This window comes from Pseudomonas serbiensis (assembly GCF_030580745.1).
In the GTDB taxonomy this organism is placed as follows: Bacteria; Pseudomonadota; Gammaproteobacteria; order Pseudomonadales; family Pseudomonadaceae; genus Aquipseudomonas; species Aquipseudomonas serbiensis.
On the sequence record NZ_JAUQOO010000001.1, the window covers coordinates 146,633 to 169,469 of the forward strand.

Below are 22,837 nucleotides of genomic sequence, written 5' to 3' on the forward strand. Positions count from 1 at the left end.
GAGGCTCGACGCCCACTCACGGCACTGCCCGCTTTCAGGCAGTGCCCCATAGAGGTCATGAATACATGCTTAAGTTTTTTGCTGTCTTGCTTTTTGCGTTCTCGGGTCTGGTTCAGGCAGAAAATACGTTGCACACCGATCTGCCCCTCAAATACCTGGCTCAGGCCAGTACCGATGTGCCGAACAAACCACTGGTGATCTTCATTCACGGTTCAGGCAGTAATGAAGCGGATCTGTTCGGCCTCAGGGATCTTTTGTCCCCGGACTACAACTATCTGTCCGTGCGGGCACCCATCGAGGTAAGGCCCGGTGGCTACAAATGGTTCAATCGCCGGATCGAGGCAGGCAACTACGATGGCGAGACCGAAGACCTGAAAAACAGCGGTGACTTGCTCAAGGCATTCATCAAACAGGCCACCCAGAAATACCGGACCCAGCCGGCCAAGGTGGTACTGATAGGCTTCAGCCAGGGCTCTGTCATGAGCTACGAAGTGGCGCTACGCGACCCGGATATGGTCGGCGGCATTGCGGCATTGAGCGGCCCGGTATTGTCAGTGTTGAAATCCAGTCTCAAGCCCGAAGAGCGTTTCAAGACATTCAACGTGTTTGCCGCCCATGGCACCGAAGACCCGGTATTGCCTTTCAGCGGAGCAACCCGCACCGAAGAAACCTTGAAGGGGTTAGGCATCAAACCGGAGTTTCATGCCTATAAAGGGATGGGGCATACCATCAATCAGGAAGAAGTCGCAGATTTGAAGCGGTGGCTGGAGCATTCGTTCTAGCGCTGTCGCTTAGCAAACAGGTAGGAGTGAATTCATTCGCGAGACGTCATTGAAGGCGATAGATTTTCTGGCGCCTCGCGAATGAATTCGCTCCTACGGAAATTCCATTTAATTCATGATGTTGCGTTTTTTTGTAGAAGCGAATGCCTTCTCGAAAAAACCTACCGCCGCGAATCCCTCAAAAAAACCAGCAGTGCAATCAAGGGCAGGGCAGTGCCCACGACACTGATCCACACCCAGCCTCCATGATCGAACAGCACGCTGGCAACCGACGATCCAATCGCTCCGCCGATAAAGATACTGGCCATGTACAGCGCATTGAGCCGGCTGCGGCTTGCGGCATCCAGTGCATAGACAGCGCGTTGTCCCACCACCATATTCATCTGCACGCAGAAATCCAGCACGACACCAGTCACGGCAAGGCCGATCAGGTTGTAGGGTGCAGGAATCAGGCCCGGCAGGAAACTCAAGGCCCCAAACAACAAGGCACCCAGCGTGGCGATGCGGCTGTGGCCCGCATCCGCAAGGCGTCCGCTGATGGGCGCAGCAATCGCACCAATGGCACCGATCAGCGCGAACAAGGCAATCTGGCTTTGGGATAAACCATGGTTACGCGCCAAATCCAGCGGTACGGCCGTCCAGAACAGGCTGAAAGTGGCAAACATGCAGGCCTGATAAAACGCCCGTTGCCTCAGTACCGGCTGCTGGCGCAGCAGAACCCAAAGGGAAAACAACAGCTGGCCATACGACGCCCGATGATCCGGCACACGCCTCGGCATGGTGGTGGCCAGTACCAAACTGATGCCTGCCATCAACACCGCCGCCGAACCAAACACCGCACGCCAGCCAAAATGATCGGCCACCACACTCGATACCGGCCGGGCCAGCAGAATTCCCAATAGCAGCCCGCCCATGATCGAACCGACGACCCTCCCGCGCGTTTCCTCTGGCGCCAGATGCGCAGCCAGCGGAATCAGCATCTGCACCGAAACCGAACTGAACCCCACCAGCAGTGACACCACCAGAAACAGATTGGGCTGCTCGGCAAACGCCGCGCCCAACAGGCTGAGAATCGCAACCCCGGTGGTCAAGAGCATCAAACGCCGGTTCTCCAGCAGATCCCCCAACGGCACCAGAAAGAACAGCCCCAGCGCATAACCCACTTGAGTCAACGAAACGATCAGGCTGGCCATAGTGCTCGACAGACCAATGTCCGGCGCAATCAGCTCAATGATCGGCTGGGCGTAATAGATGTTGGCAACGATAGCGCCGCAGCAGAACGCAAACAGCATCACCAGACCCCTGGTCATGGTGACAGCGCCGTGCCGGGCGTGGATCGAAGTACTCATGAATATTCTCGCTTGTGCAAAAGACCGGAAAGCCGCGTAAAGCAAGCCTGCCAGAGCGGTCGGGACTGGATGCTGAGCAGGCTAACGGCTTTGGGGGAAATTAAGTAGGTGCGGCTGATTGATACAAGATATTTCTGAAAACAATAGTCGGTCGAAAGTCATCGGTTCGCTCGGGTCGGCCAAGGAAAAACCTTCTGCTTGTGACGAGCCTCTTGAAATCGGCGCCTTTAAACGTCTGTTTAAATCTATTTAATTGTTTTTACTTATTTTTTTGAAAAAAGGGTCTGTTCGCACGTCTTCCTTCGGGTGTGTCGATTTTGTATCGACTCCGGTACGGGGTGCGACCGCTTTGTTTGCCGTTGCTCAAGCAAGGCGATGCATGTAAGCGCTTATTTAGTGTTTTAACTTAAGGATAGAACGATGGCAGGCGGCACTATAAATTTACCCAGTATTCCAGTAACAGCTCCCGCACCCGGTACTCGAGGAGGCAGCGGCGGGGGAACAGGACAGGTATACAATGTCACGATCGACGGTTGTACTTTCCGCTGCTCTGATGATGCTTATATTCTGGACCAGGCCGAAGAGTATCGGCTTGACCTGCCGTATTCTTGTCGTGCGGGTTCTTGTTCGTCGTGTGTTGGAAAAATCATGAGTGGAACAGTCAATCAGTCAGATGGTTCATTTCTGGATGATGATCAGTTAGCCGAAGGATTTGTATTGCTGTGTTGTGCCTACCCGACCAGTGATGTCTATATCCAGGCCCATGCCGAAGAGGAGCTGACATCATGATGGAAGATACGTGTGCGGTATATTCCAGGCGTCATGTATTGAAAGGCGTTGTGTTGGCCGGTACGTGCGCGCCTTTGAATATACTGGCAGATGATGAAAAACGTATGCCTGATATATACAGGTTGAATAAAGGTGGCGATGTTCTGTCCGGACGGATCAAGCATTTCTTTGGACGCTGGGTTCCACAGGGTGTGGTCACAGGAGAGTATGGATTACCCACAGTTAACCTCAAGATTAATGTTGTTGACTCGGCATTTTCTCCCGTGGAAGGTGGCGACCTTATCGTGCTTCAGGCTGACTCTTATTTAAGAGAGAAGTCTCGACCACTGGTGTCTACCCGGGTCAAGACACGTCCTGATGGTTCTGCGGATATAAATGTATCCTTTCCTATTCTCTCGGATCGCATTATAGCTTCTACAGCCTCTCGGTTTTCTTCTGGCTTTGATGTGTTCGTACTGCGTGATGGCCATGTGTTTGGCACTCGGTTGCTGGCCAGTAACGCATGCTGTGGTATTGCACACACTGCAATGAATAGTGCCGTTCCCCGATTGCAGGCAGTTACAGTGATTGATAAATATTTCTCCGACTTTCAGCACGGCAATCTGGCGATAAGGCCTGTGAATCTGGAATGGGTCAATGGATCTGCTAACGCAGCTTTTACAGTCGTATTGCAAGGTTGAACATGGACGATACTATAAAAAAACCTATTCGTGCTTTAAGGCAATTCTGGGTTTACGCGCTATCTGCTTTTCTATTGGCCAGTTCTCCGATGAGCGTTTGGGGAATGGGGTGCGACATCGTTCTTCCCTTGGATGATGAGGTGGGGGGCGGCGACGATGACGTCTTGAATGATGATGAACCTCAACCTTGCGGTATGGTGGGGAATCCTATAAATCTTGTTTCGGGAAACAAGTTTCAGGAGGAAGTTGATTATATTGGTAAAGGTGTATCACCAATAAGCTTGACGCGGGTTTATAACAGCTATGACGGTGTATGGCGTCATAACTATTCGGATAATCTGTCTATCGGCCAGTTTGTGATCACTTATGTACGGGCTGATGGAACCCGCCGTGTGTTTATGAAAAAGGGGCTTACACCCTTGTACGGCGCTGCTGGCAAGCTGTCGTCAAGTGGGACTGGATATTTGTACACTGCCATGGATGGCAGTCAGTTGGCATTTGACTCGGATGGAAAGCTGATTTCAACCAAGGACACTGAGGGGCTTACGCAGACGTTGACCTATTCGGCTAATAATACGGTCACTGTGAAAAATATTTTTGGACAGACCCTTGTCATGACGCTGGGCATGCTTTCGCAGTTGACGAGCGCCAAGGTAGGGGGGCTCAGCATTACGTATAACTACGCTGCCGACGCCACACGATTGATGTCCTTGAGCAAGATCGTGGATGGTAAAACGTTAACGCGCCAATACCATTATGAAGTTCCCAATGCGCGCTGGCTTTTGACCGGTATAACGGATGAACGGGGGATTCGTTTTGCAACCTGGAAATATGACGACTCATACCGTGCCATTTCCAGCGAACATGCCGAGGGTGTAGAGTCCAGCAGGCTGGACTATAAAGATCACTTGATAACGGTAGTGACGAATGAACTGGGTAAGCAGACGACTTATAAGTTCAAGGAGGTTTACTACAGTCGGCGAATAGTGGAAATTATCGGTGAGCCTACACCGTCCTGCCCTTACTCAAACTCAAAGTTTGAGTATGACAAAAAAGGGCGGATGTCGGCAAAGATCGATAATATGGGTGTCCGTTCTGAATATTACTACAATGATCGGGACCTGTTGGTGCGCACCGTTGTTGCAGTGGGTACGAGCGTGTCCAAAGAAACATTGACAGAGTGGCATGCCACTTTTCAAAAGCCTATCAAGGTCACTACGCCTACCCGTATAACGACTTACAGTTATGACGCTCAGGGGCGGCTGGTCAATACTTCAGTTGTCAGTCGGGTATGAATTCATGGAACTGAACGTGTCTGTTATGGAGTCTGATTTGTGAGCGTTATCAACTATTTCAATCTGTCGTCGTTGTGGGTGGCTTTGGCTGTCGTCACTCTGTCTGATAGGGCGTTGGCCGTCGCGACGGATTACAGTTATACATCACTGGGCCAACTGGAAACGGTCAACGGACCTCGTACCGATTTAAATGATATAACCCGTTTTACCTATGATGCTCAGGGTAATCTGGCCTCGGTGACCAATGCGCTTGGGCATGTGACGAGGCTGACCAGTTATGATCTCCAAGGTAACCCACAAAAAATTACTGACCCCAATGGGGCGGTGACAACGCTGTCATATACAACGAATGGTCTATTGGCGAGCACGACGCTCGGCAGCAGTACCACTCGATTTGATTACAATGCCGTAGGCGATGTCATTAAAGTGACCGGTGGTAACGGTAATTGGGTTGAGTACAGTTACGATAGTGCCCGACGTTTGACGGGCGTCCGTAATATTCTCGGTGAGAGTCTTACTTATACACTGGATAAAATGGGCAACCGCACTGCCGAAGTTACCAAAAACAGCAGCGGAACTGTAGTTCGCCAGCAACGGCGTGCATTCGATGAATTGGGTCGCCTGGTTCAGGTTGTGGGTGCTGCCAACCAGACTCGACGTTATAGCTATGACCTGAACGACAACCTGTCTACTGATACCTCGGCGCGAAGCAACAAGACCCAACAGTCTTTTGATGCCTTGAACCGTGTCATCAAGATTGTCGACCCGCTTCAAGGTTCTACTTCATTGGCTTACAACGCTGATGATCGGGTCACTCAGGTTGTAGACCCTCGCGGTGTAACGACCCAGTATGCCTATGACGGCCAAGGCAACTTGCTCAAGACGGTCAGCCCGGACACCGGGACCAGCGCCTTTGTCTACGATGAGGCCAATAACCTGATTCGCAGCACGGATGCACGAGGTGTTGTGACCGAGTACACCTACGATGCGCTAAATCGGCTGATCACCAAAAGCTACCCGTCCACACCAGCATTGAACGTCAAGTTTCTCTACGACCAGGCCACTGGCGGCAATTACGGCATTGGTCGCCGTACGGGCATCCAGGACAGCGCCGGGCTGTTGAGTTACTCCTACGATGTTCAAGGCAAACTGGCCGGGCAGCAGCGTTCGGTAGCTGTCAACAGCGGTAGCTATAACGAAACTCTGACGTATGGCTACGACGCGGCCGGTAATCTTGTAAAGATGGGTTATCCGTCCAGTATTGGTGTGACGTACACCCGAAATACCGCCGGGCAGGTAGCAGGTATACAACTGACAGTGGCAGGTAAAACCGTCACCCTGGCCAGCAATATCGCTTACCAACCCTTTGGCCCTGTCAGAACCTTGACCTGGGGTAACGGCATCCTGCTGTCGAAAACCTACGATCAGGACTATCAACTGACACAGCAACAAGTTGGTAACTGGCAAACGACTTATGGCTATGACGCTGACAGCAACATCAGTTCGACGACCAATAGCCTCTGGGGGGCGGTGCAGTACGAGTACGATGCCCTGAGTCGTCTGACTCAGGAGCAGAACAGTACGATCAAAAAAGCCTATACCCTCGATGCGACCGGCAACCGCACACGGCGCACTACCAGTAATCTGGCCAGTAGCAGCACCACTGAAACCCAGACGCTAGTCTATGCCAGCGACAGCAATCGACTGACCAGCATCAATGGCGCTACGGCCCCTGTGGATGTATCCGGCAACCATACACAGGTCAACGGATTGCGACTTACCTATGACAGTCAAGGGCGTCTGAGTCAGGTCCACCAGGCCAGCATCTATCAGATTGCTGAATACAAATACAACGCTTTGGGTCAGCGTGTCAGCAAGCGTGTCTACGAGATGGGTAGCCAAGCGCTCATTGGTACAACGACATATTTGTATGATCCGAATGGCAAGCTCATTGGCCAGACTTTTTACGATGCAAACGGCTTGAAAACCAGCGGCCAATACTGGTTCTGGCTGGATGACATGCCTCTTGCCCAGTTGACGGCCAATTTCTCATCGTTGGGAGAAGTGAGCAGCAGCAAACTGGTTTACCTGCATTCAGATCACCTGAATACTCCACGACTGGCAACCGACAGCACACAGGCTTTGCAATGGCGCTGGAACAGTGATGCCTACGGGGTCGGCAAGCCTGATGAAGATGTTGACGGCGATGGCGTGGCGACCAGCGTAGCACTGCGTTTTCCGGGGCAGATTTATGACGCTCAGACGCAGCTGAATTACAACTATTACCGGGATTACAATCCGGAAACCGGGCGGTATGTGCAGAGTGATCCGATTGGGTTAGAAGGCGGAATTAACACTTATGGTTATACCGGCGGAAACCCAATAAGGTTTTTTGACTCAACTGGTACAACGCCCATCGCTGGTGGAGTTGTAGGTGCTGAGTTAGGCACGTTGGTGCTTCCAGGATTAGGGACCGTTGTGGGGGGCGGAATAGGTCTTATCGCAACTTTTGTGCTTGCAGACCAGATCGCTCAGTGGACCAAAAGCGAAAGCACTGATGGTCCAGCCCTCCCAATAGATCTTCCAGATAAAATTCCTGACTTTGACTTTGAAAAGCCAGAGCAATGTCCTGTTGATTCTGATGGAGTCGCATGGCCTTGGAAGGGACAATTACCACAGGGTGGAAGCAAGGGGGGTTATAAAAATCCGAATGGTCCTGAAAGCTTGCATCCAGATCTTGATCATGGTGGTGATATAGGCGCTCACTGGGACTTTAATGATAGGGCTTCAGGCGGTTACAGAATCGGTCCTGATGGTACTATTACGCCAAAATAATACGGAGGTATTTATGGATATTTTGGAACCGCTGAAAAGCTTGGCGATTTCGCACATAAACAAAGTTCTTGAGGTGGATAGTTGTTTGAGTGCTTTGGTAAAGCCAGTGTTTAATAGAGAGGGAGGCAGGTTTTTTACTGTGCCTCCAGGTGAAGTGAGTGTAGATAAAATAGTTGATTTCTCTTGGGGGTTTGGAAAAGGGAGAGATACCTCTGTAGGTGGTCGACTACTAGGAAGTTTGCAAGAAAAATCTGGCAGATTTTTGATAATTGATGACGTTATGGCTGGCCCCGAAGAGATGGCTGGATCTGCTTTTGGGCTGCTCGTTGGGGATAAGGTTTGTCATGTTTTAAGTGCTGAAGGTCTCGACGAAAATATTATCGATAAGTATGTAAAAATGGCTGGGGTTTCTTGGCATTTTTTAGCTGTGATTATAGAGGGGAGCAGTATTGATGCTGTCCATGAATTTCTTGGCTCTCGTAAGATCATAGATCCACTAGTTGTCGTAGAGGTTGTGGTCGGTGCTTATGATGGAGAGGGGTTTATTCATTGGTACCCTAATGCTTGAGCGTGTTTTTTTGATTTTGGAGTTTTAGGTGCTTCATGGCTGCTGTGCTTGATCGCATGGCAGCTATGAATATCAGCGAGTTTTTGGTGTGGGTTGATGTGGTTTTTCAAAAGTTAATATTGTCTGCGGTCGTGTATGAAATGCATTTGTAAGAGTGGCTAATTGGTCTATAGGGTATAAATATATGCACTCCTTTGTCTTTTCAGTTTCTCTGCGTTTTTTCAGCTTGAATATTGACCCGGATATCATTTGCCAGCAGCTCCAGTGTGTTCCCAAGTGGAAATATAAAATGGGCGATTTAAGAAAAACACCGGACGGACGTGTGCTTGGTGGTGTTTACGATAGAAGCTATTGCTCTTTCAAGTTGGCGGGCAGGCAGAGTGTTGAATTTCATGAGTTTCTGGAGGAGACGATAGCTGATCTTTTCAAGTATAAGTCTACGTTTGACTGGGTTGCTGATAGCGGAGGTAGATCCGAGCTTTTCATCGGTTGGGACTCGCCAGGTAATACGGGGGGCGTTTTTGAGAGCGCCTTGCTGAGGAAGTTGGGTGAGCTGAATATTGATTTGGCGCTTGATGTCTATGGCTCCTGATAGGGTGGATATGCAAGTGCCCTATAACATGATGCTTGCTTTGCTTGAGATGAAGCGCTGTGAGTGATTTTTGTAGCCTGCTCATCCTGATCGTCGCCTGCTCTGCCTTGCCTCACCTCCACACAAGAGCATTTCGTACAAAGCCAAGGTAGGTCGTCACGCGGCGGAACGCCAATGATGGCAATCTGTCCATCAAATCCTTGACGTTCATTTGTAACAGATGAATACTGTCCATATTCATATATATGACTGGATGAATCAGGGAATGAATAAGCTTTCAAGTGATGAACGCCTTCCGCTTTACCAACGTCTGCGCGATTGTCTGGCTGAGCAGATCGCCAATAACCGCTGGCGTCCAGGTGAGGCGATTCCTACCGAGGCGGCGCTTTCCGCCGAGTATTGCCTGTCGACCGGCACGGTGCGCAAAGCCATCGACATGCTGGTCAATGACAACATCCTTGAGCGTCAGCAAGGTCGTGGCACCTTCATTCGACGTGCTCAGTTTCAGTCTTCGCTGTTTCGCTTCTTCCGTTTCCAGACCGAGTCCGGTGTGCGTCAGGTTCCGCAAAGCCGGATTCTGTCTGTCGAGCCGGTTACTGCGCCTTCGGCGGTCAGTCATGCGCTGGGGTTGATCCCGGATGCGCCGGTGATTCGCATGATTCGTCTGAGGCTGCTGGATGCTCAGCCGGTCCTCACCGAAGAAATCTGGCTGCCTCGGGTTCAGTTTCAGGCACTGCTGGAGGTCGATCTGAATGCTCAGGGGCCTTTGCTCTATCCGATCTATGAAGAGCTGTGCGGCCAGGTCGTGGCGTATGCCGAGGAAACCCTGACTGCCGAGTCGGTCAGCGATGTGTATGCCCGCATGCTTCAGGTTCAGACCGGCAGCCCGGTCGTGGTGATCGAGCGCCTGGCACGCAATTACGCCGGTGAGCCGCTGGAGTGGCGCCGCTCGCGTGGGCATGCCAGCCATTTCCGTTACAGCGTAGAAATTCGCTGAGTCTTCAATCTCGTCATTCACTGCACGCTTCATAAGGATATTGCGCATGTTCAGTTGGTATCGCGAAGTCACACCACGGGAACGCAAGACGTTTTGGGCCTGTTTCGGCGGATGGTCGCTGGATGCATTGGAAGTTCAGATGTTCGGTCTGGCGATTCCGGCGCTGATCGCCGCTTTTGCCTTGAGCAAGGGCGATGCGGGCATGATCAGTGCCGTGACCCTGGTGACTTCGGCATTGGGCGGCTGGGTAGGCGGTACTTTGTCTGACCGTTATGGTCGGGTTCGTACCTTGCAGTTGATGATTCTGTGGTTCTCGTTTTTTACCTTCCTGTCGGCGTTCGTGACCGGCTTCAACCAGTTGCTGATCGTCAAGGCCATGCAAGGTTTCGGCATCGGTGGTGAGTGGGCGGCGGGTGCTGTGCTGATGGCCGAAACCATTCAGTCCAAGTACCGCGGCAAGGTGATGGGCACTGTACAAAGTGCCTGGGCCGTGGGTTGGGGCATGGCGGTGCTGCTGTTTACCCTGATCTATTCGTTCGTGCCGCAGGATATTGCCTGGCGGGTGATGTTCGGCATCGGTCTGCTGCCTGCCTTGCTGATCATCTGGGTGCGCCGCAACGTTGAAGAGCCGGACAGCTATCAGCGCATGCAGAAGGAAAAGACCCCGCCGGGCAATTTCTTCAAATCCATGGCGGGCATTTTCCGTCCTGAGCTGGTGCGTGTGACGTTGCTGGGCGGTCTGTTGGGGCTGGGGGCCCATGGCGGCTACCATGCGGTGATGACCTGGCTGCCGACTTTCCTCAAGACTGAACGCAACCTCTCGGTGCTGAGTTCCGGTGGCTATCTGGCAGTGATCATTTTCGCTTTCTGGTGTGGCTGCATCACCAGCGGCATGCTGATCGATCGTATCGGCCGCCGCAAGAATATCGTGCTGTTCGCTCTGTGCTGCGTGATTACTGTGCAGTGCTACCTGATGTTGCCGCTGACCAATACGCAAATGCTGTTCCTGGGCTTCCCGCTGGGTTTCTTCGCGGCAGGCATTCCGGCCAGTCTCGGCTCGTTCTTCAATGAACTGTACCCGGCGGATGTGCGCGGGGCAGGGGTCGGTTTCTGCTACAACTTCGGCCGCGTGCTGTCGGCAGTCTTCCCGTTCCTGGTCGGGCACATGAGTGAGTCGATGTCGCTGGGCACCGCTATCGGTATCGATGCCGGTATTGCCTACGGCGTGGCAATGCTTGCCGCGCTGTGCTTGCCGGAAACCCGTGGACGCACTCTGGAGGGCGCGCCTGTGACGGCGGATGCCACCGACAAGGGCGCGCCACAGCAGGCTTGATCTGGCCATTATCTGCGCGGTGTCACGGCACCGCGCTCACTTCGTAGATGAGTTCCATGACTGACCCCTGTACTTCGCCGATTCTCGGTATCGATGGCCATGCCCATGTCTTCGGCAGCGGCTTGAGCCTGACTTCGGGTCGACGTTATACCCCCGATTACGAAGCCACTCTGCAGTCTTATCTGACGCACTTGCGTGAGCATGGCCTGAGCCATGGTGTGCTGGTGCAGCCCAGCTTTCTGGGCACTGACAATCAATACCTGCTTGATGCCATTGCCCATGCGCCGGGACAACTGCGCGGTGTTGCGGTGGTGGACAACACAATCAGCCGTTCAGCGTTACAGCGCATGAGCGATCAGGGTGTTGTCGGTATTCGTCTGAACCTGATGGGCAAGCCTCTGCCGGATTTCAGCGAGCCTGGCTGGCGAGATCTGTTCAAGAATGTCTGGGCACTGGGATGGCATATTGAGTTGCATCGCCATGTAGCCGATCTTCCGGGGCTGATCCGCGATCTGCTGCCGTTTGGCTGCAAGATCGTGGTCGATCATTTCGGCCGGCCCGATGCGCGTCTGGGTGTCGATGATCCGGCCTTTCAGGCCTTGCTGGAGCTGGGCCTGAGCGGGCAGATCTGGATGAAGGTTTCTGCCATCTATCGTCTGGGCGGCAATGATGAGCAGAACATGGACTTCGCCAATGCCGCGTTGCCTTTGCTGATTCAGGCTTTCGGTGCGCGTCGTCTGGTGTGGGGCAGCGACTGGCCGCATACCCAGCATGAGCATCACGTCAGTTACGCAACAGTGGTCGAGCAGTTCCGCAGCCTCGACTGCCCGGCCCCGATCAAGCAGAGCATGCTGGTCGAGGCCGCGCAGGCGTTGTTCGATTTCTCCACGGTCGAGCTCTGAGCCGAGAGTTTTCCTATCAGCTTTTGGGTGCCTGGATCCGGTAGCAGACCATGTACAAGGCTGGCAGGAAGAACAGCGTCAACACGGTGGCTATCGCAATACCGCCGATCATGGCGTAGGCCATCGGTCCCCAGAAAACCTCACGGGCAATGGGGATCATCCCCAGGCTGGCCGCAGCGGCAGTCAACAGAATCGGTCGGCAGCGGTGCTCGGTGGCCTTGACCACCGCATTCCAGGCATCTTCACCCGCTGCCATGAACTCATCGATTTGCGTCACCAGAATCACCGAGTTGCGGATGATGATGCCGATCAGCGCCAATATCCCGAGAATGGCCACAAAGCCCAGCGGATACCCCGTCAACAGTAGCGCGGCGACCACGCCGATCAGGCCCAGCGGCACGACACTGACCACCAGCAGCAGTTTTTTCACGCTATGCAGCTGGATCATCAGAAAGGTTGCGACCAGTAACAGCATCAGCGGCACCACTTTGAGGATCGGCCCTTGCGAACGGGCGCTGGCTTCTACCGCGCCACCGGTGGCTACGGAGTAGCGTACCGGCAGCGCATCGGTGAATGCCTTGACCTGCGGCTGCAACTGCTTGACCAGCGCCGCCGGTTGCAGATGCCCGATGACGTTGGCCTTCAGCGTGATGGTCGGCAGGCGGTCACGACGCCAGACCAGTGGCTGCTCCTGTTCGTAACTCAGGGTGGCAAATGCCATCAGTGGCACTGTGGCGCCGTTGGGTGTCGGGATCTGCAGGCTGCTCAGGGTTTGCAGCGAACTGCGCTCCTGATCTTCGGCACGGCCGATCAGGTCGATCAGGTAAGTGTCATCCCGCACCTGAGTGATGCTGGTGCCCGTGACCAGGCTATTGAGGATCTGCGCGACGTCTTCGGATGACAGGCCGAACTGACGCACCTTGTCCTGGGCGATATGGATCTTGAGTACCTTGCCCGGTTCGTTCCAGTCATAGATGACCTGCCCGATATTGGGGTTGGCATCCAGAATGGCAGCCAGGGCCATGGCGTTGCTGCGAACCTGCTCGATGTCCGGGCCGCTGACCCGGTATTGCACCGGCCAGCCCACGGGCGGCCCCATGTTCAGGAGCTGGACGTAGCCGCCCACGCCGACAAAATCATCGCGAAAGCGTTGGCGCAGACGTTCGATCAGGCGGTCACGGCCTTCGCCGCCACGGCTGACAATCACCAGTTGCCCATAGAAAGGGTTGTTCAACTGCTGGTCCAGCGGCAGATAGAAACGCACGGCACCTTTGCCCACATAGGAACTCCAGCGCAGGATGTCCGGATCGTCCTTGAGCGTGGCCTCGAAGCGGTCCATGGTCTGGCGTGTGCCTTCGATCGAGCCGTTCTGCGGCATGTAGATATCCACCAGAATTTCCGGGCGATCGGAGTCGGGGAAAAACTGGTTTTGCAGCAGCTTGCCCGCAAACAGCGCCCCGACAAAGGCCACGGCCGTGATGCCGATCACCCACCAACGATGCTTGAGAGCCTGCAGCAGCACACGCTGGAAGGCTCGCATCCAGGCACTGTCATGTGCCTGATGGCCTTCGGGTTTCTTCAGGATATAGATGCCGATCAGCGGCGCGAACAACACCGCTACCAGCCATGACAGCAGCAGGGCAACGGCAATCACGGCAAACATGGTGAAGACGTATTCACCCGCCGAACTGGAGTTCAGGCCAATGGGTACGAAACCGGCGACGGTCACCAATGTGCCGGTCAACATCGGAAAGGCGGTCGAGGTGTAGGCAAAGGTTGCAGCCTGCTGCAAGGAGTCTCCGCCTTCAAGCCGGGTGACCATCATCTCCACGGTGATCATCGCGTCATCCACCAGCAGCCCCAGGGCAATGATCAAGGCCCCGAGTGAAATACGCTGCATGGTGATGCCGCTGTATTCCATGAAGACAAACACCAGCGCCAGTACCAGCGGAATCGAACAGGCCACCACCAGCCCGGCGCGGATACCCAGGCTGATGAAACTCACCACCAGCACGATCAGGATCGCCTCGAACAATGCGCGGGTGAAACCGCCGATGGCCTTGTCGACCACATCGGCCTGGCTGGACACCAGATGCACATCGATACCCAGCGGCAGTTCGCCGGTCAGTTCATCGATACGCTGCTGCAGGCGGTTGCCGAACTCCTGAATATTGCCGCCTTGCTTCATCGCCACTGCCAGCCCGATGGCAGGCTGGCCGTTGAAGCGGAAAAGCGAGGAGGGCGGGTCTGCATAGCGACGCTCCACCGTCGCCAGATCGCTCAGGCGAAAGAAGCGGTCGCCAAAGCGCAGGTTCACCGCCAGCAGGTCCTGCTCGTTGGTGAACTGGCCGCTGGTACGCACGGCGATACGTTCGGGGCCGGCTTCCATGACGCCGGCAGGTGTGACCGAGTTCTGCGCTTGCAGGCTCTGTAGTACCTGACGCTGGTCGATGCCCAGCGCGGCCAGCTTGCGTATCGAGAAGTTCAGATAGATGACTTCGCGCTGGGCGCCGAGCAGTTCGATCTTGCCCAGGTTCGGCACGCTGCGGATATCCGCTCGAACCTGCTCGACATAGTCGCGCAACTGACGGAACGACAGGCCATCGGCAGTAAAGGCATAAATGCTGCCGAACACGTCGCCGAATTCGTCGTTGAAGGCCGGCCCTTGGATACCGCTGGGCAGCTCGCCGCGCACGTCCATGATTTTCTTGCGCACCTGATACCAGGCGGCAGGAATGTCGGCGCTGCGGGTTTCACTCTTGAGGAATACGAAGATCGTCGATTCGCCTGCCAGCGTGTAGCTGCGCACGTAGTCCAGTGCATCGATTTCTTCGAGTTTCTTTTCCAGGCGGTCGGTCACCTGCTGCAAAGTGTCGGGCAGGGTCGCGCCTGGCCAGCGGGCCTGGATTACCATGGTCTTGATGGCGAAAGACGGATCTTCCTCGCGGCCCAGATTGAAGAACGACATGCTTCCCATCAAGAGGGAAACGAACATCATGTACCAGACCAGTGTGCGATGCTTGAGGCCCCAGGCAGACAGATTGAAGCGCTCTCTCACAAACTGACCTCTCGTTCGACACGGATTTTCTGCCCAGGCCTCAGGCTGTTCACACCAGCGATCACCACTTTGTCGCCGTCATGCAATTCGCCGCTGACACGCACAGAAGAGCCATGACGTGTCAGTACCTGCACGGTGCGCGGGTTCAGGGTTGCAGTCTGCGGGTCAATGACCCATACCTGCGCCTGACCGTTGTGTTCTTGCAGTGCGGTATCGGGCAGTTCGCGGAAGGCGGGCACGTTGCTGCTGATTTCTACGCTGACTGTCGAACCCAGACGGAAACTGTCCGGAATCTGCTGCAAGGTCAGGCGCACACGCTGGGTGCGGGTGGCGGTATCGATCTGCGGGGATAACTGGCGAACCTGAGCGCTGACGAACACCTGTTCGTTCAGCTGGGAAACCACCTTGATCTGCATGTCCTGATCCAGATTCGTTGCCAGATCCACTGGCAGGTCCACCACGGCTTCGCGGCTTTCCGGACGCGCCAGGCTGACGACGGAATGACCGGTGACCATCACCTGGCCGACTTCGGCATGCCAGCCGGTGACGACGCCGTCGAACTCGGCCAGCAGGCGCGTGTAGGAAAGTTGGTCGCTGGCCTGCTCTGAGGCAATCCGTGCCTGATGCAGGATGGCTTCCTGGCTGCGCAAATCGCTGCTCAGCCGGTCCAGACGCGCTTGCGAGCCCACACCCCGCTCGAACAGTTGCTGGTAGCGCAACTGCTCATCGCGGATCTGTTGCCACGAGGCCTGGGCCTTGCTCAGCTCTGCCTGTTGCGCACGTAAACGGTTCTGCTGATCGCTGGGCTCAAGCGTGGCCAGCAGGTCACCCTTGCGCACCAACTGGCCGGTTTCGGCGTGTCTGCTGGCGATGCGCCCGGCGACACGAAACCCCAGAGCCACTTCGTATTGCGGCTGGATGCTGCCTGCGAAACGTCCATGCAAGTCGTTACGCTGATCGACGATCTCGGTGAACAGCACAGGCCGCTCGATGAACTCGCGAACCGGCTTGTCACGACAGCCCGCCAGAAACATGATCAGCACGCAAAACAGCCACAGCTGTATGCAGGTCTTTACGGTCAGACTCATAGCGTGTTTTCCGATGACACGGCGGCGGTCGATGCGCTGTCGGTTGTGTGTTCAACGACATCGACTTTTTGCCCGGGATAGAGGAACTGAGCGCCTCTGGAAACCACCCTGTCGCCATCCGATAAACCGGAGGCGATGACAACCTGCCCTTGTTCGTAACGCATCACCTGCACCCTGGCCAGCCTGACCTGTGACTTGTCGTCCAGCAGCCAGACGGCAGGCTGCCCGTGGATACGACTCAAGGCGGACCATGGAAGGGCGAAGGCCCGTTGCGAATGGGTAAGAAGTCGGGCACTGACGACGGTTCCCAGCGCCAGCGTTGGAGAGGTGTCCGGCAGGGAAACCCGCACCCTCAACGTACCGCTGGACGCGGATACGATGGGGGTGATTTCACGGATCTTGCCAGGCACTTCGATATCGGGCAGGCCTAGAGTCCTGACCAGCACGGCACCGCCAGGCTGGTCGGAACTCAGTAAAGACTCATAAGCGGCAAATACCGCTTCACGTTCGCCATCATGGGCAAGGCTGAAAATGGGCGTAGCGGCCTGTACCACCTGGCCTTCTTCTGCATGGCGAGCGGTGATGACCCCATCGGCCACCGCAACCAGTTCGGTATAACCGACCTGATCACGGGCATTGGCCTGACGGGCTTTCAACGAAGCCAGGTCCCCGCGGGCACTCTCCAGAGCGGAGAGTGCCTGCTGGTATTCACTGAGATTGGTATAACCTTTGGGCAGTAATGTCTGCTGACGCTGATAGTTGTTTTGTGCAAGGCGCAACCGTGATTCCCGGGCTGCCACTTCGGCATTTGCCGACTCAAGGTCGGTCTTTTGTTCACGCGGGTCCAGTCTGGCTAATACCTGATTGGCCCGCACCCGATCCCCCACATCCGCAAACCGCTGTACAAGCTTGCCCGACACGCGAAAGGACTGATCGGTCACTTTGCGTGCCTGGATGTCGCCTGTGAGCACGACACTGGTCACGACATCACTGGATGCCACTTGCTGGACCGCCACCCGGACCCGTGCTTTTTCCGCAGGTTTCCCGGCAGAACAAGCACTGATCGAGAGCGCCAGAACACAGTGAAGCCCCAGGGTCAGCCAGGGCCGGCTCAGAAACGGTCTGTGGTGCGAAGATCGGATTTTTCCGGTAACACGGCAAAACGAACGTAAAAGAGTTTCAGGGTTAATAGTCATCAACAACACAGCCACTGCCTTGTGGAATAAGCCAACACCGGTGAATCACCGTTTCACGGGTGTTTCAGGCAATAGCGGTTGCGTCAGGCCATACGTGCTGGCTGCTGGTTTCCTCGGTGCCGAAAAACTCCAGCACGTTCTTTTGCGATGCCAGCCAGGCTGCCTTGCTCTCCAGGTCCAGGAAGTGCCCGGTATCGGGGACTACCTTGAAGCTGCTCTGGGCGATGTAGTTTGAAAAACTACGGGCATCTTCGACCGTGGTGTATTCATCTTTGTCGCCGTTGATGAACAGCACCGGGATCTTGATCGAGGAAAAGCGCTCGACATAGTTGCTGGCGCTCAGTTTGCGGATCTGGCTGATATGGAAGTCGATCTGCTTGTATTCGTGCTCGGCAAGGCTGATCAGGTGCTTGTAGTTATAAAGCTTGAACAGGCGCGGCAGGTACTTGCCAACGGTATCGTTGAGCAGGGAGCCGATTTTCCGTTTTTCGCGGGCAGCCAGATAGATCTGTGCCTTGTCGATGTAGTCGAGCATTGGCTCGTTCAGCACCGGGGAGAAGGAGGAAATGAGCGCCTTTTCTACAGTCGGTGGCGATTCGGCCAGTGCCAGCAGTGCCGATACACCGCCCCAGGAAACCGAAAGCAGGTAATTGACCTGGAAACGATCGATGAGCTGAAGAAGGATCTTGACCTCATCTTCCTTGGTCACGATCAGGTCGTCGCGGTTGTGCTCACGGGACTGCCCTGCAAACGGCAGGTCGAATAACACGAGGTTGTAGTGCGGTTGTAAATACTTGACCGTCTGGCCAAAAGATCCGGTAGTGGACAGTGCACCATTAATCAGCAGAATGGTTTTTGCAGCACTGCTTTTCCAATAGGTTTCGGTGTAGAGCTTGAACTCTCCAACGCTTACGATCTTTGATTGCGCGCCCATAAATAGAAGCCTCCCAGGCTAAGTCGATCCTACTAATTGATACGGTTTTCTCTGCTCTAGCGGCCATGCCAAAGCCTCGCCTGGTTAGTGGCGAAATCCATTGAGTTTTTATTGTTATGTAGTGCGGTGTGGTAAGAACGTGAATCACGGTGGCTATTGATAACGCACAGCACACCAGAACGACAAGTGGATGACGCCATAAAAATGTCAATGCGCTGTGGTCCCCCTTTTCAGGGACGAAGGACGGGGAGTGATGTCAAAGGGATATTATTCGGTGAAAAGCAGCTTATCGAGCGTGAAAAACTCATCTATGGGGTGGAACTTGTGCTTGCTGAATCGGTCCAACAAAGTCACTTTTTGAAATTATTTGTTACAAATTAGCACTTGCCAGCGTGCGCCAGATTTACAGCGAAGTGTCTTTAGCCGCGGGTTAGAGCCTTTATCTTCGTCAAAATGCAGGCACGGTACGGCTTTTATAGAGGGAAGGCCCTGCTTTATACCAGGGTATTAACGTGTTGGCACTCCAGTATGATGCTGGCTCCTCCGTACTGGCTTGTGCCGATCTGCAAGTTGAAGCCGTGCAGGTTGACGATGGCAGCAACCACCGACAGGCCAAGGCCGAAGCCGCCTTGCTGGTTGTTGTCTTCGCAACGATAGAAGCGCTGGAAGACCGCTTCACGTTCAGAGGGCGGGATACCCGGGCCGGAGTCCTGAACCTCGATACAAGGGCTGTTGCCGACGCCTTTGCTGTAGGCGCTGATCAGGACAGTGCCGCCGGGCGGTGTGAACTTGATTGCATTGCTCAGCAAGTTGGCCAGAGCTTCAAACAGCAAGGCCCGATCACCGACCAGCGTCGGTAATGGCTCATTGAGTTGCAGAATCAGTAACACCTCGTCTTCTTCGGCAAGTGGCAGGTAAAAGTCGTGAAGTTCCTGCAAGAGCGGACGCAGATCCAGCTCAACGAATGCCGAACGTCTTTGGTGATCCTCTATTTCCGAAATACGTAAAAGTCCGCGAAAACGCGCCATCAGCGTATCGGCTTCGGCAATTACCTGCGCCATCTGAGCCGCTTGCGGTGAATCGTCCGCCGATTGCTGCTGGATGCGGTAAAGCTGGGCGCGCATGCGGGTCAGCGGGGTGCGCAAGTCATGGGCGATGTTGTCGCAGACGCCCTTGACCTCGTTCATCAGTTTTTCGATGCGGTCGAGCATGGCGTTGACGATTACTGCCAGCATGTCCAGTTCGTCACGTTTGTTGGACACCGGCAGGCGTCCCGACATGTCGCCGGCAATGATCGACTCCGCGCTGGCCTGTATGGCGCGGATGCGGCGCAAAGGGCGGCGGCGCAGTAAATGCCAGCCGGCCACGCCGGGGATGATGGTCAGGGAAATGCCCCACAGCAGGGCCTTGAGGATCAGGGTCGAGACAGCGAACAAGGAACCGTTGTCACGTACCAGTACCAGCCAGCGGCCATCGGGAGTTTCCGTCGCGATGGCATCGCAACTGTCGCTAGGCAGTTCCGGGTCATTGGATTCGACGCAATTGCTCAGTTGATGGATGCTGCCATCGAGCGGCAGGCTCGGGGGGATTTGCCGGATCGGCCCGGCCAGCGGTTGCAGATTGGCATCGAACAGGCCGTAGGCATCCACGGAGCGCATGTCGAAGGTCATGCTGGTGGCCAGCGCATCCACCAGTTCATGGCCTTCAAAGCGGGCAAACAACTGCTGGCGCTGCATCAGCGAATGGCGGGCGAGGTTGCCCAGATAGGACGTAACCTCCCAATACAGCACGCCCAGCAGAATGCCGCTCCAGGTCACGAACAGAAAACTGTACAGCGCCAGCAGGCGGCTGCTTGAAGAACGCCAGCCCTTAGACGGGTTCGGCAATGACATAGCCGGAGCCCCGAACAGTCTGGATCAGCGGTATGTTGCCGGGCGGGTCGATCTTCTTGCGCAGGCGGCCGATATGCACATCGATCAGGTTGGTGCCCGGATCGAAGTGATAACCCCAGACTTCCTGGAAAATCATCATGCGGGTGATGATCTGCCCGCTGTTGCGCATGAGAAATTCCAGCAGTTTGTATTCGGTAGGCAGCAGGGTGAGCGGCTTGCCGCCCCGGCAGGCTTCACGGCTGATCAGGTTCAATTCAAGGTCTGCGACCTGCAACACGGTCTTGGCCGCCGCCACAGGATTGCTGCGGCGCAGTAATACTTCAACCCGCGCTGCCATTTCATCGGAGGCGAAAGGTTTTGGCAGGTAGTCATCGCCCCCGGCCCGCAGGCCGCGGACGCGCTCGTCCACATCCGACAGCGCGCTGATCATCAGGATCGGGGTGGCAATCCCCTGGGCGCGCAGGTTGGTGACGATACTCAGACCGTCCATTTCCGGCAGCATGCGATCCAGCGTGATGAGGTCATAGTCGCCGCTCGCGGCCCGCGCGAATCCGTCACGACCGTTATCCACCCAGTCCACTTCAAGGCCATGGCTGCTGAGTTCCGCAACGATTTCCCTTGCGGTGACAGCATCGTCTTCGATTGCCAGGATTCTGGTCATGATCTTTGCCTGAATAAATACGGGAAAACCGTAGTTTGCCTATTAATGCCCGGGTGTTTGCTGAATAAAAGTTTAAGAAGCTTTCAATTGTCGTTATCTGCTGTTGCCGGGCTACGTACTTTCAGTACGCTTTTGTTCTTTTCGGGCCAGGGCTTCGGCCTGGCGTTTCTTGCGATCACGTTCCCATTTGGCAGTCGTGTCCTTTTCACTGCGGATCTGCGCATGGCTGAGCAGTCCGAAAATGAAACTGCCGCCGATGATATTGCCGGCCAGGGTAGGGCCGGCGAAGACCAGCCAGAAATCTTTCCAGGCAATTTCGCCTGCAAATACCAGATAGGAGACTTCTGCGGAGCCGACGACGATATGGGTGAAATCACCCAGGGCCATCAGGTAAGTGATCATCACAATGATGGCTATCTTAGCGTTCTCCATGGAGGCGATCATCCAGACCATGGTCGCAATCATCCAGCCGGAGACGATGCCTTTGGAGAACATCTGATTGACGTCGTTTTCCATGATCTTGCGCCCGATCTCCAGAAACGCCTGATCGGTTTTGCCATCGAAAATCGGCAAATGCAGCATCACGTAGGCCACCAGCAAGGTACCGGCCAGATTACCCGCCAGGACGATGGTCCATAGCCGCAGCAGTCTGGCGACATTGCCAAGGGTCAGCTTGCTCATGACCGGCAGTACGGCGGTAAGGGTGTTTTCCGTGAACAGTTGCTGGCGAGCGAGGATCACCGCCAGAAAGCCTGCCGAATAACCGAGGCTGGCGATGACATGGCTGGCTTCCACATCCGCCAGCCGCGACTTGAAAAGCCCCATGGCCATCAGCGACAGCCCCATGGTCAGGCCTGCCGCAAACGCCGACCACCACAGGGCCGCAGCACTGCGCTCAAGTTCATGGTCGCCCTGGATGCGAATGGTTTCATGCAGGACCGCCGCACGAGGCGGCTGGTTTTCATCGATTTCGCGTTGTTCTTCGGCTGACAAGCCTGGGGTCTTGCCGTCTGGGGACTGGTCCATGGAACTCAACTTCCTGCGCATGAGGGGCTGTTGGTTCAGACACGGACCAGCGGTCGTTCGTTCGCCTGTTTCCAGGTAGGGGCGAATTCATTCGCGAAGGCCGCTTGCACGCTCCAGAAACACATTGCTCTGCACCCGATTTACCCCGCTCGCCAGCATCGCCTGCCAGGCATTTTCCAGCGACCCGTTCATATCGATGGCGCGGCAGGCGTCCTCGATCACATAGGTGGTGAAGCCTGCCTTGCGAGCGTCCTGCGCCGACCACGAAACGCAGAAATCCAGCGCCAGGCCGACCACGAACAGCGTGTCGATACCGCGCTCCTTCAGGTAACCGGCCAGCCCGGTCGTGGTGCTGCGATCCGCCTCCATGAATGCGGAGTAACTGTCGATGTGCGCATTGAAGCCCTTGCGCACGATCAACTGCGCATGGGGCAGGTTCAGGTCGGTATGCAATTGCGATCCCTGGCTGCCTTGCACGCAATGATCCGGCCATAACGTCTGAGGGCCGTAGGGCAGGGTGATGATTTCAAAGGGCGTGCAGCCCGGATGGCTGGAAGCAAAGGAAATATGACCGGCCGGGTGCCAGTCCTGAGTGAGGATCACCCGTGTGAAGCGTTCGCCCAGGCGGTTGATCAAGGGCAGAACTGCCTCGCCGTCGGGTACTGCCAGTCGGCCGCCGGGCATGAAGTCATATTGCATGTCGATGACCAACAGGGCGCAGTTGGGAGCAGTGGACAGGTGGGAAAGTGGCATTTGGGGTGGCTCCTGATCGGGCGTGTGCAGGCCGCCAGTTTGCCTCTTTCTCGCTGCCTTTGCGAAAGGGGTGCTGCTGTCCATTTTTATTTATTAGCAATTTGTAT

General features: G+C 55.2%; 19 protein-coding genes. 10 read left to right on the forward strand and 9 right to left on the reverse strand.

All coding sequences use genetic code 11. The features are described from left to right. Positions 1-65: 65 nt before the first annotated feature. Complete coding sequence (locus tag Q6A51_RS00705; RefSeq protein WP_304573877.1) at positions 66-782, forward strand: alpha/beta hydrolase; 717 nt, start codon at positions 66-68, stop codon at positions 780-782. 161 nt (positions 783-943) lie between these two features. Here the strand turns inward: Q6A51_RS00705 and Q6A51_RS00710 are convergent, their stop codons facing one another. Then, a complete protein-coding gene (locus Q6A51_RS00710; RefSeq protein ID WP_304574091.1) occupies positions 944-2,092 on the reverse strand; it encodes an MFS transporter in 1,149 nt (382 codons plus the stop codon). A 459-nt stretch (positions 2,093-2,551) separates the two neighbouring features. On the opposite strand from Q6A51_RS00710, the gene Q6A51_RS00715 reads away from it, so the two are divergent. The 9 genes from Q6A51_RS00715 to Q6A51_RS00755 all read left to right on the forward strand — a co-directional run bounded on the left by Q6A51_RS00715 (position 2,552) and on the right by Q6A51_RS00755 (position 12,122). Further along, positions 2,552-2,920 carry a 2Fe-2S iron-sulfur cluster-binding protein gene (locus Q6A51_RS00715; protein WP_201017729.1) on the forward strand — a complete coding sequence of 123 codons (369 nt, stop codon included), beginning with the start codon at positions 2,552-2,554 and terminating at the stop codon, positions 2,918-2,920. After that, positions 2,917-3,600, forward strand: a complete 684-nt coding sequence (locus Q6A51_RS00720; RefSeq protein ID WP_304573878.1) for a hypothetical protein — start codon at positions 2,917-2,919, stop codon at positions 3,598-3,600. Before Q6A51_RS00715 ends, Q6A51_RS00720 begins: the two co-directional genes overlap by 4 nt. A gap of 2 nt (positions 3,601-3,602) precedes the next feature. Then, the gene (locus tag Q6A51_RS00725) at positions 3,603-4,895 is read left to right on the forward strand and encodes a DUF6531 domain-containing protein (protein WP_201017727.1); all 1,293 of its coding nucleotides are present in this window, start codon (positions 3,603-3,605) and stop codon (positions 4,893-4,895) included. Between the two features lie 78 nt (positions 4,896-4,973). Next, positions 4,974-7,730, forward strand: a complete 2,757-nt coding sequence (locus tag Q6A51_RS00730) for an RHS repeat-associated core domain-containing protein (protein ID WP_304574092.1) — start codon at positions 4,974-4,976, stop codon at positions 7,728-7,730. Positions 7,731-7,743: 13 nt separating this feature from the next. Continuing rightward, a complete protein-coding gene (locus Q6A51_RS00735) occupies positions 7,744-8,298 on the forward strand; it encodes a hypothetical protein (protein WP_304573879.1) in 555 nt (184 codons plus the stop codon). 184 nt (positions 8,299-8,482) lie between these two features. Further along, positions 8,483-8,890 (forward strand): hypothetical protein, encoded by a 408-nt coding sequence (locus Q6A51_RS00740; RefSeq protein WP_304573880.1) that lies wholly within the window; start codon positions 8,483-8,485, stop codon positions 8,888-8,890. 265 nt (positions 8,891-9,155) lie between these two features. After that, a complete protein-coding gene (locus Q6A51_RS00745) occupies positions 9,156-9,887 on the forward strand; it encodes a GntR family transcriptional regulator (RefSeq protein ID WP_201003123.1) in 732 nt (243 codons plus the stop codon). 7 nt (positions 9,888-9,894) lie between these two features. Then, positions 9,895-11,220, forward strand: coding sequence for an MFS transporter (locus tag Q6A51_RS00750; protein WP_304574093.1), 1,326 nt, complete (start codon positions 9,895-9,897; stop codon positions 11,218-11,220). 56 nt (positions 11,221-11,276) lie between these two features. Continuing rightward, on the forward strand, positions 11,277-12,122 hold the full coding sequence (locus tag Q6A51_RS00755; RefSeq protein WP_201017723.1) for an amidohydrolase family protein: 846 nt from the start codon (positions 11,277-11,279) through the stop codon (positions 12,120-12,122). Between the two features lie 16 nt (positions 12,123-12,138). On the opposite strand, the gene Q6A51_RS00760 is transcribed toward Q6A51_RS00755, so the two are convergent. From Q6A51_RS00760 to pncA, 8 genes are all read right to left on the reverse strand, one after another. Then, a complete protein-coding gene (locus Q6A51_RS00760; protein WP_304573881.1) occupies positions 12,139-15,180 on the reverse strand; it encodes an efflux RND transporter permease subunit in 3,042 nt (1,013 codons plus the stop codon). Next, a complete protein-coding gene (locus tag Q6A51_RS00765; RefSeq protein WP_304573882.1) occupies positions 15,177-16,268 on the reverse strand; it encodes an efflux RND transporter periplasmic adaptor subunit in 1,092 nt (363 codons plus the stop codon). Before Q6A51_RS00765 ends, Q6A51_RS00760 begins: the two co-directional genes overlap by 4 nt. Further along, positions 16,265-17,464 carry an efflux RND transporter periplasmic adaptor subunit gene (locus Q6A51_RS00770; RefSeq protein WP_304573883.1) on the reverse strand — a complete coding sequence of 400 codons (1,200 nt, stop codon included), beginning with the start codon at positions 17,462-17,464 and terminating at the stop codon, positions 16,265-16,267. The genes Q6A51_RS00765 and Q6A51_RS00770 overlap by 4 nt, the downstream gene beginning before the upstream one ends. A gap of 64 nt (positions 17,465-17,528) precedes the next feature. Further along, the gene (locus Q6A51_RS00775) at positions 17,529-18,398 is read right to left on the reverse strand and encodes an alpha/beta fold hydrolase (protein WP_201003112.1); all 870 of its coding nucleotides are present in this window, start codon (positions 18,396-18,398) and stop codon (positions 17,529-17,531) included. Positions 18,399-18,892: 494 nt separating this feature from the next. Further along, positions 18,893-20,290, reverse strand: a complete 1,398-nt coding sequence (locus Q6A51_RS00780) for a sensor histidine kinase (RefSeq protein ID WP_304573884.1) — start codon at positions 20,288-20,290, stop codon at positions 18,893-18,895. Then, a complete protein-coding gene (locus Q6A51_RS00785) occupies positions 20,268-20,951 on the reverse strand; it encodes a response regulator transcription factor (RefSeq protein ID WP_201017718.1) in 684 nt (227 codons plus the stop codon). Before Q6A51_RS00785 ends, Q6A51_RS00780 begins: the two co-directional genes overlap by 23 nt. Positions 20,952-21,062: 111 nt before the next feature. After that, a complete protein-coding gene (locus Q6A51_RS00790) occupies positions 21,063-21,977 on the reverse strand; it encodes a formate/nitrite transporter family protein (protein WP_201017717.1) in 915 nt (304 codons plus the stop codon). 87 nt (positions 21,978-22,064) lie between these two features. After that, positions 22,065-22,730 (reverse strand): bifunctional nicotinamidase/pyrazinamidase, encoded by a 666-nt coding sequence (pncA, locus tag Q6A51_RS00795; protein ID WP_304573885.1) that lies wholly within the window; start codon positions 22,728-22,730, stop codon positions 22,065-22,067. Positions 22,731-22,837: the final 107 nt, after the last annotated feature.

Bases quoted from the DNA above. Each gene is read 5' to 3' on its own strand.
- Q6A51_RS00745 (WP_201003123.1), top strand. From the start codon at position 9,156: ATGAATAAGCTTTCAAGTGATGAACGCCTTCCGCTTTACCAACGTCTG.
- Q6A51_RS00735 (WP_304573879.1), top strand. From the start codon at position 7,744: ATGGATATTTTGGAACCGCTGAAAAGCTTGGCGATTTCGCACATAAAC.
- Q6A51_RS00705 (WP_304573877.1), top strand. From the start codon at position 66: ATGCTTAAGTTTTTTGCTGTCTTGCTTTTTGCGTTCTCGGGTCTGGTT.
- Q6A51_RS00740 (WP_304573880.1), top strand. From the start codon at position 8,483: ATGCACTCCTTTGTCTTTTCAGTTTCTCTGCGTTTTTTCAGCTTGAAT.
- Q6A51_RS00785 (WP_201017718.1), bottom strand. From the start codon at position 20,951: ATGACCAGAATCCTGGCAATCGAAGACGATGCTGTCACCGCAAGGGAA.
- Q6A51_RS00770 (WP_304573883.1), bottom strand. From the start codon at position 17,464: ATGACTATTAACCCTGAAACTCTTTTACGTTCGTTTTGCCGTGTTACC.
- Q6A51_RS00720 (WP_304573878.1), top strand. From the start codon at position 2,917: ATGATGGAAGATACGTGTGCGGTATATTCCAGGCGTCATGTATTGAAA.
- Q6A51_RS00755 (WP_201017723.1), top strand. From the start codon at position 11,277: ATGACTGACCCCTGTACTTCGCCGATTCTCGGTATCGATGGCCATGCC.
- Q6A51_RS00710 (WP_304574091.1), bottom strand. From the start codon at position 2,092: ATGACCAGGGGTCTGGTGATGCTGTTTGCGTTCTGCTGCGGCGCTATC.
- Q6A51_RS00790 (WP_201017717.1), bottom strand. From the start codon at position 21,977: ATGGACCAGTCCCCAGACGGCAAGACCCCAGGCTTGTCAGCCGAAGAA.
- Q6A51_RS00780 (WP_304573884.1), bottom strand. From the start codon at position 20,290: ATGTCATTGCCGAACCCGTCTAAGGGCTGGCGTTCTTCAAGCAGCCGC.
- Q6A51_RS00775 (WP_201003112.1), bottom strand. From the start codon at position 18,398: ATGGGCGCGCAATCAAAGATCGTAAGCGTTGGAGAGTTCAAGCTCTAC.
- Q6A51_RS00725 (WP_201017727.1), top strand. From the start codon at position 3,603: ATGGACGATACTATAAAAAAACCTATTCGTGCTTTAAGGCAATTCTGG.
- pncA (WP_304573885.1), bottom strand. From the start codon at position 22,730: ATGCCACTTTCCCACCTGTCCACTGCTCCCAACTGCGCCCTGTTGGTC.
- Q6A51_RS00765 (WP_304573882.1), bottom strand. From the start codon at position 16,268: ATGAGTCTGACCGTAAAGACCTGCATACAGCTGTGGCTGTTTTGCGTG.
- Q6A51_RS00715 (WP_201017729.1), top strand. From the start codon at position 2,552: ATGGCAGGCGGCACTATAAATTTACCCAGTATTCCAGTAACAGCTCCC.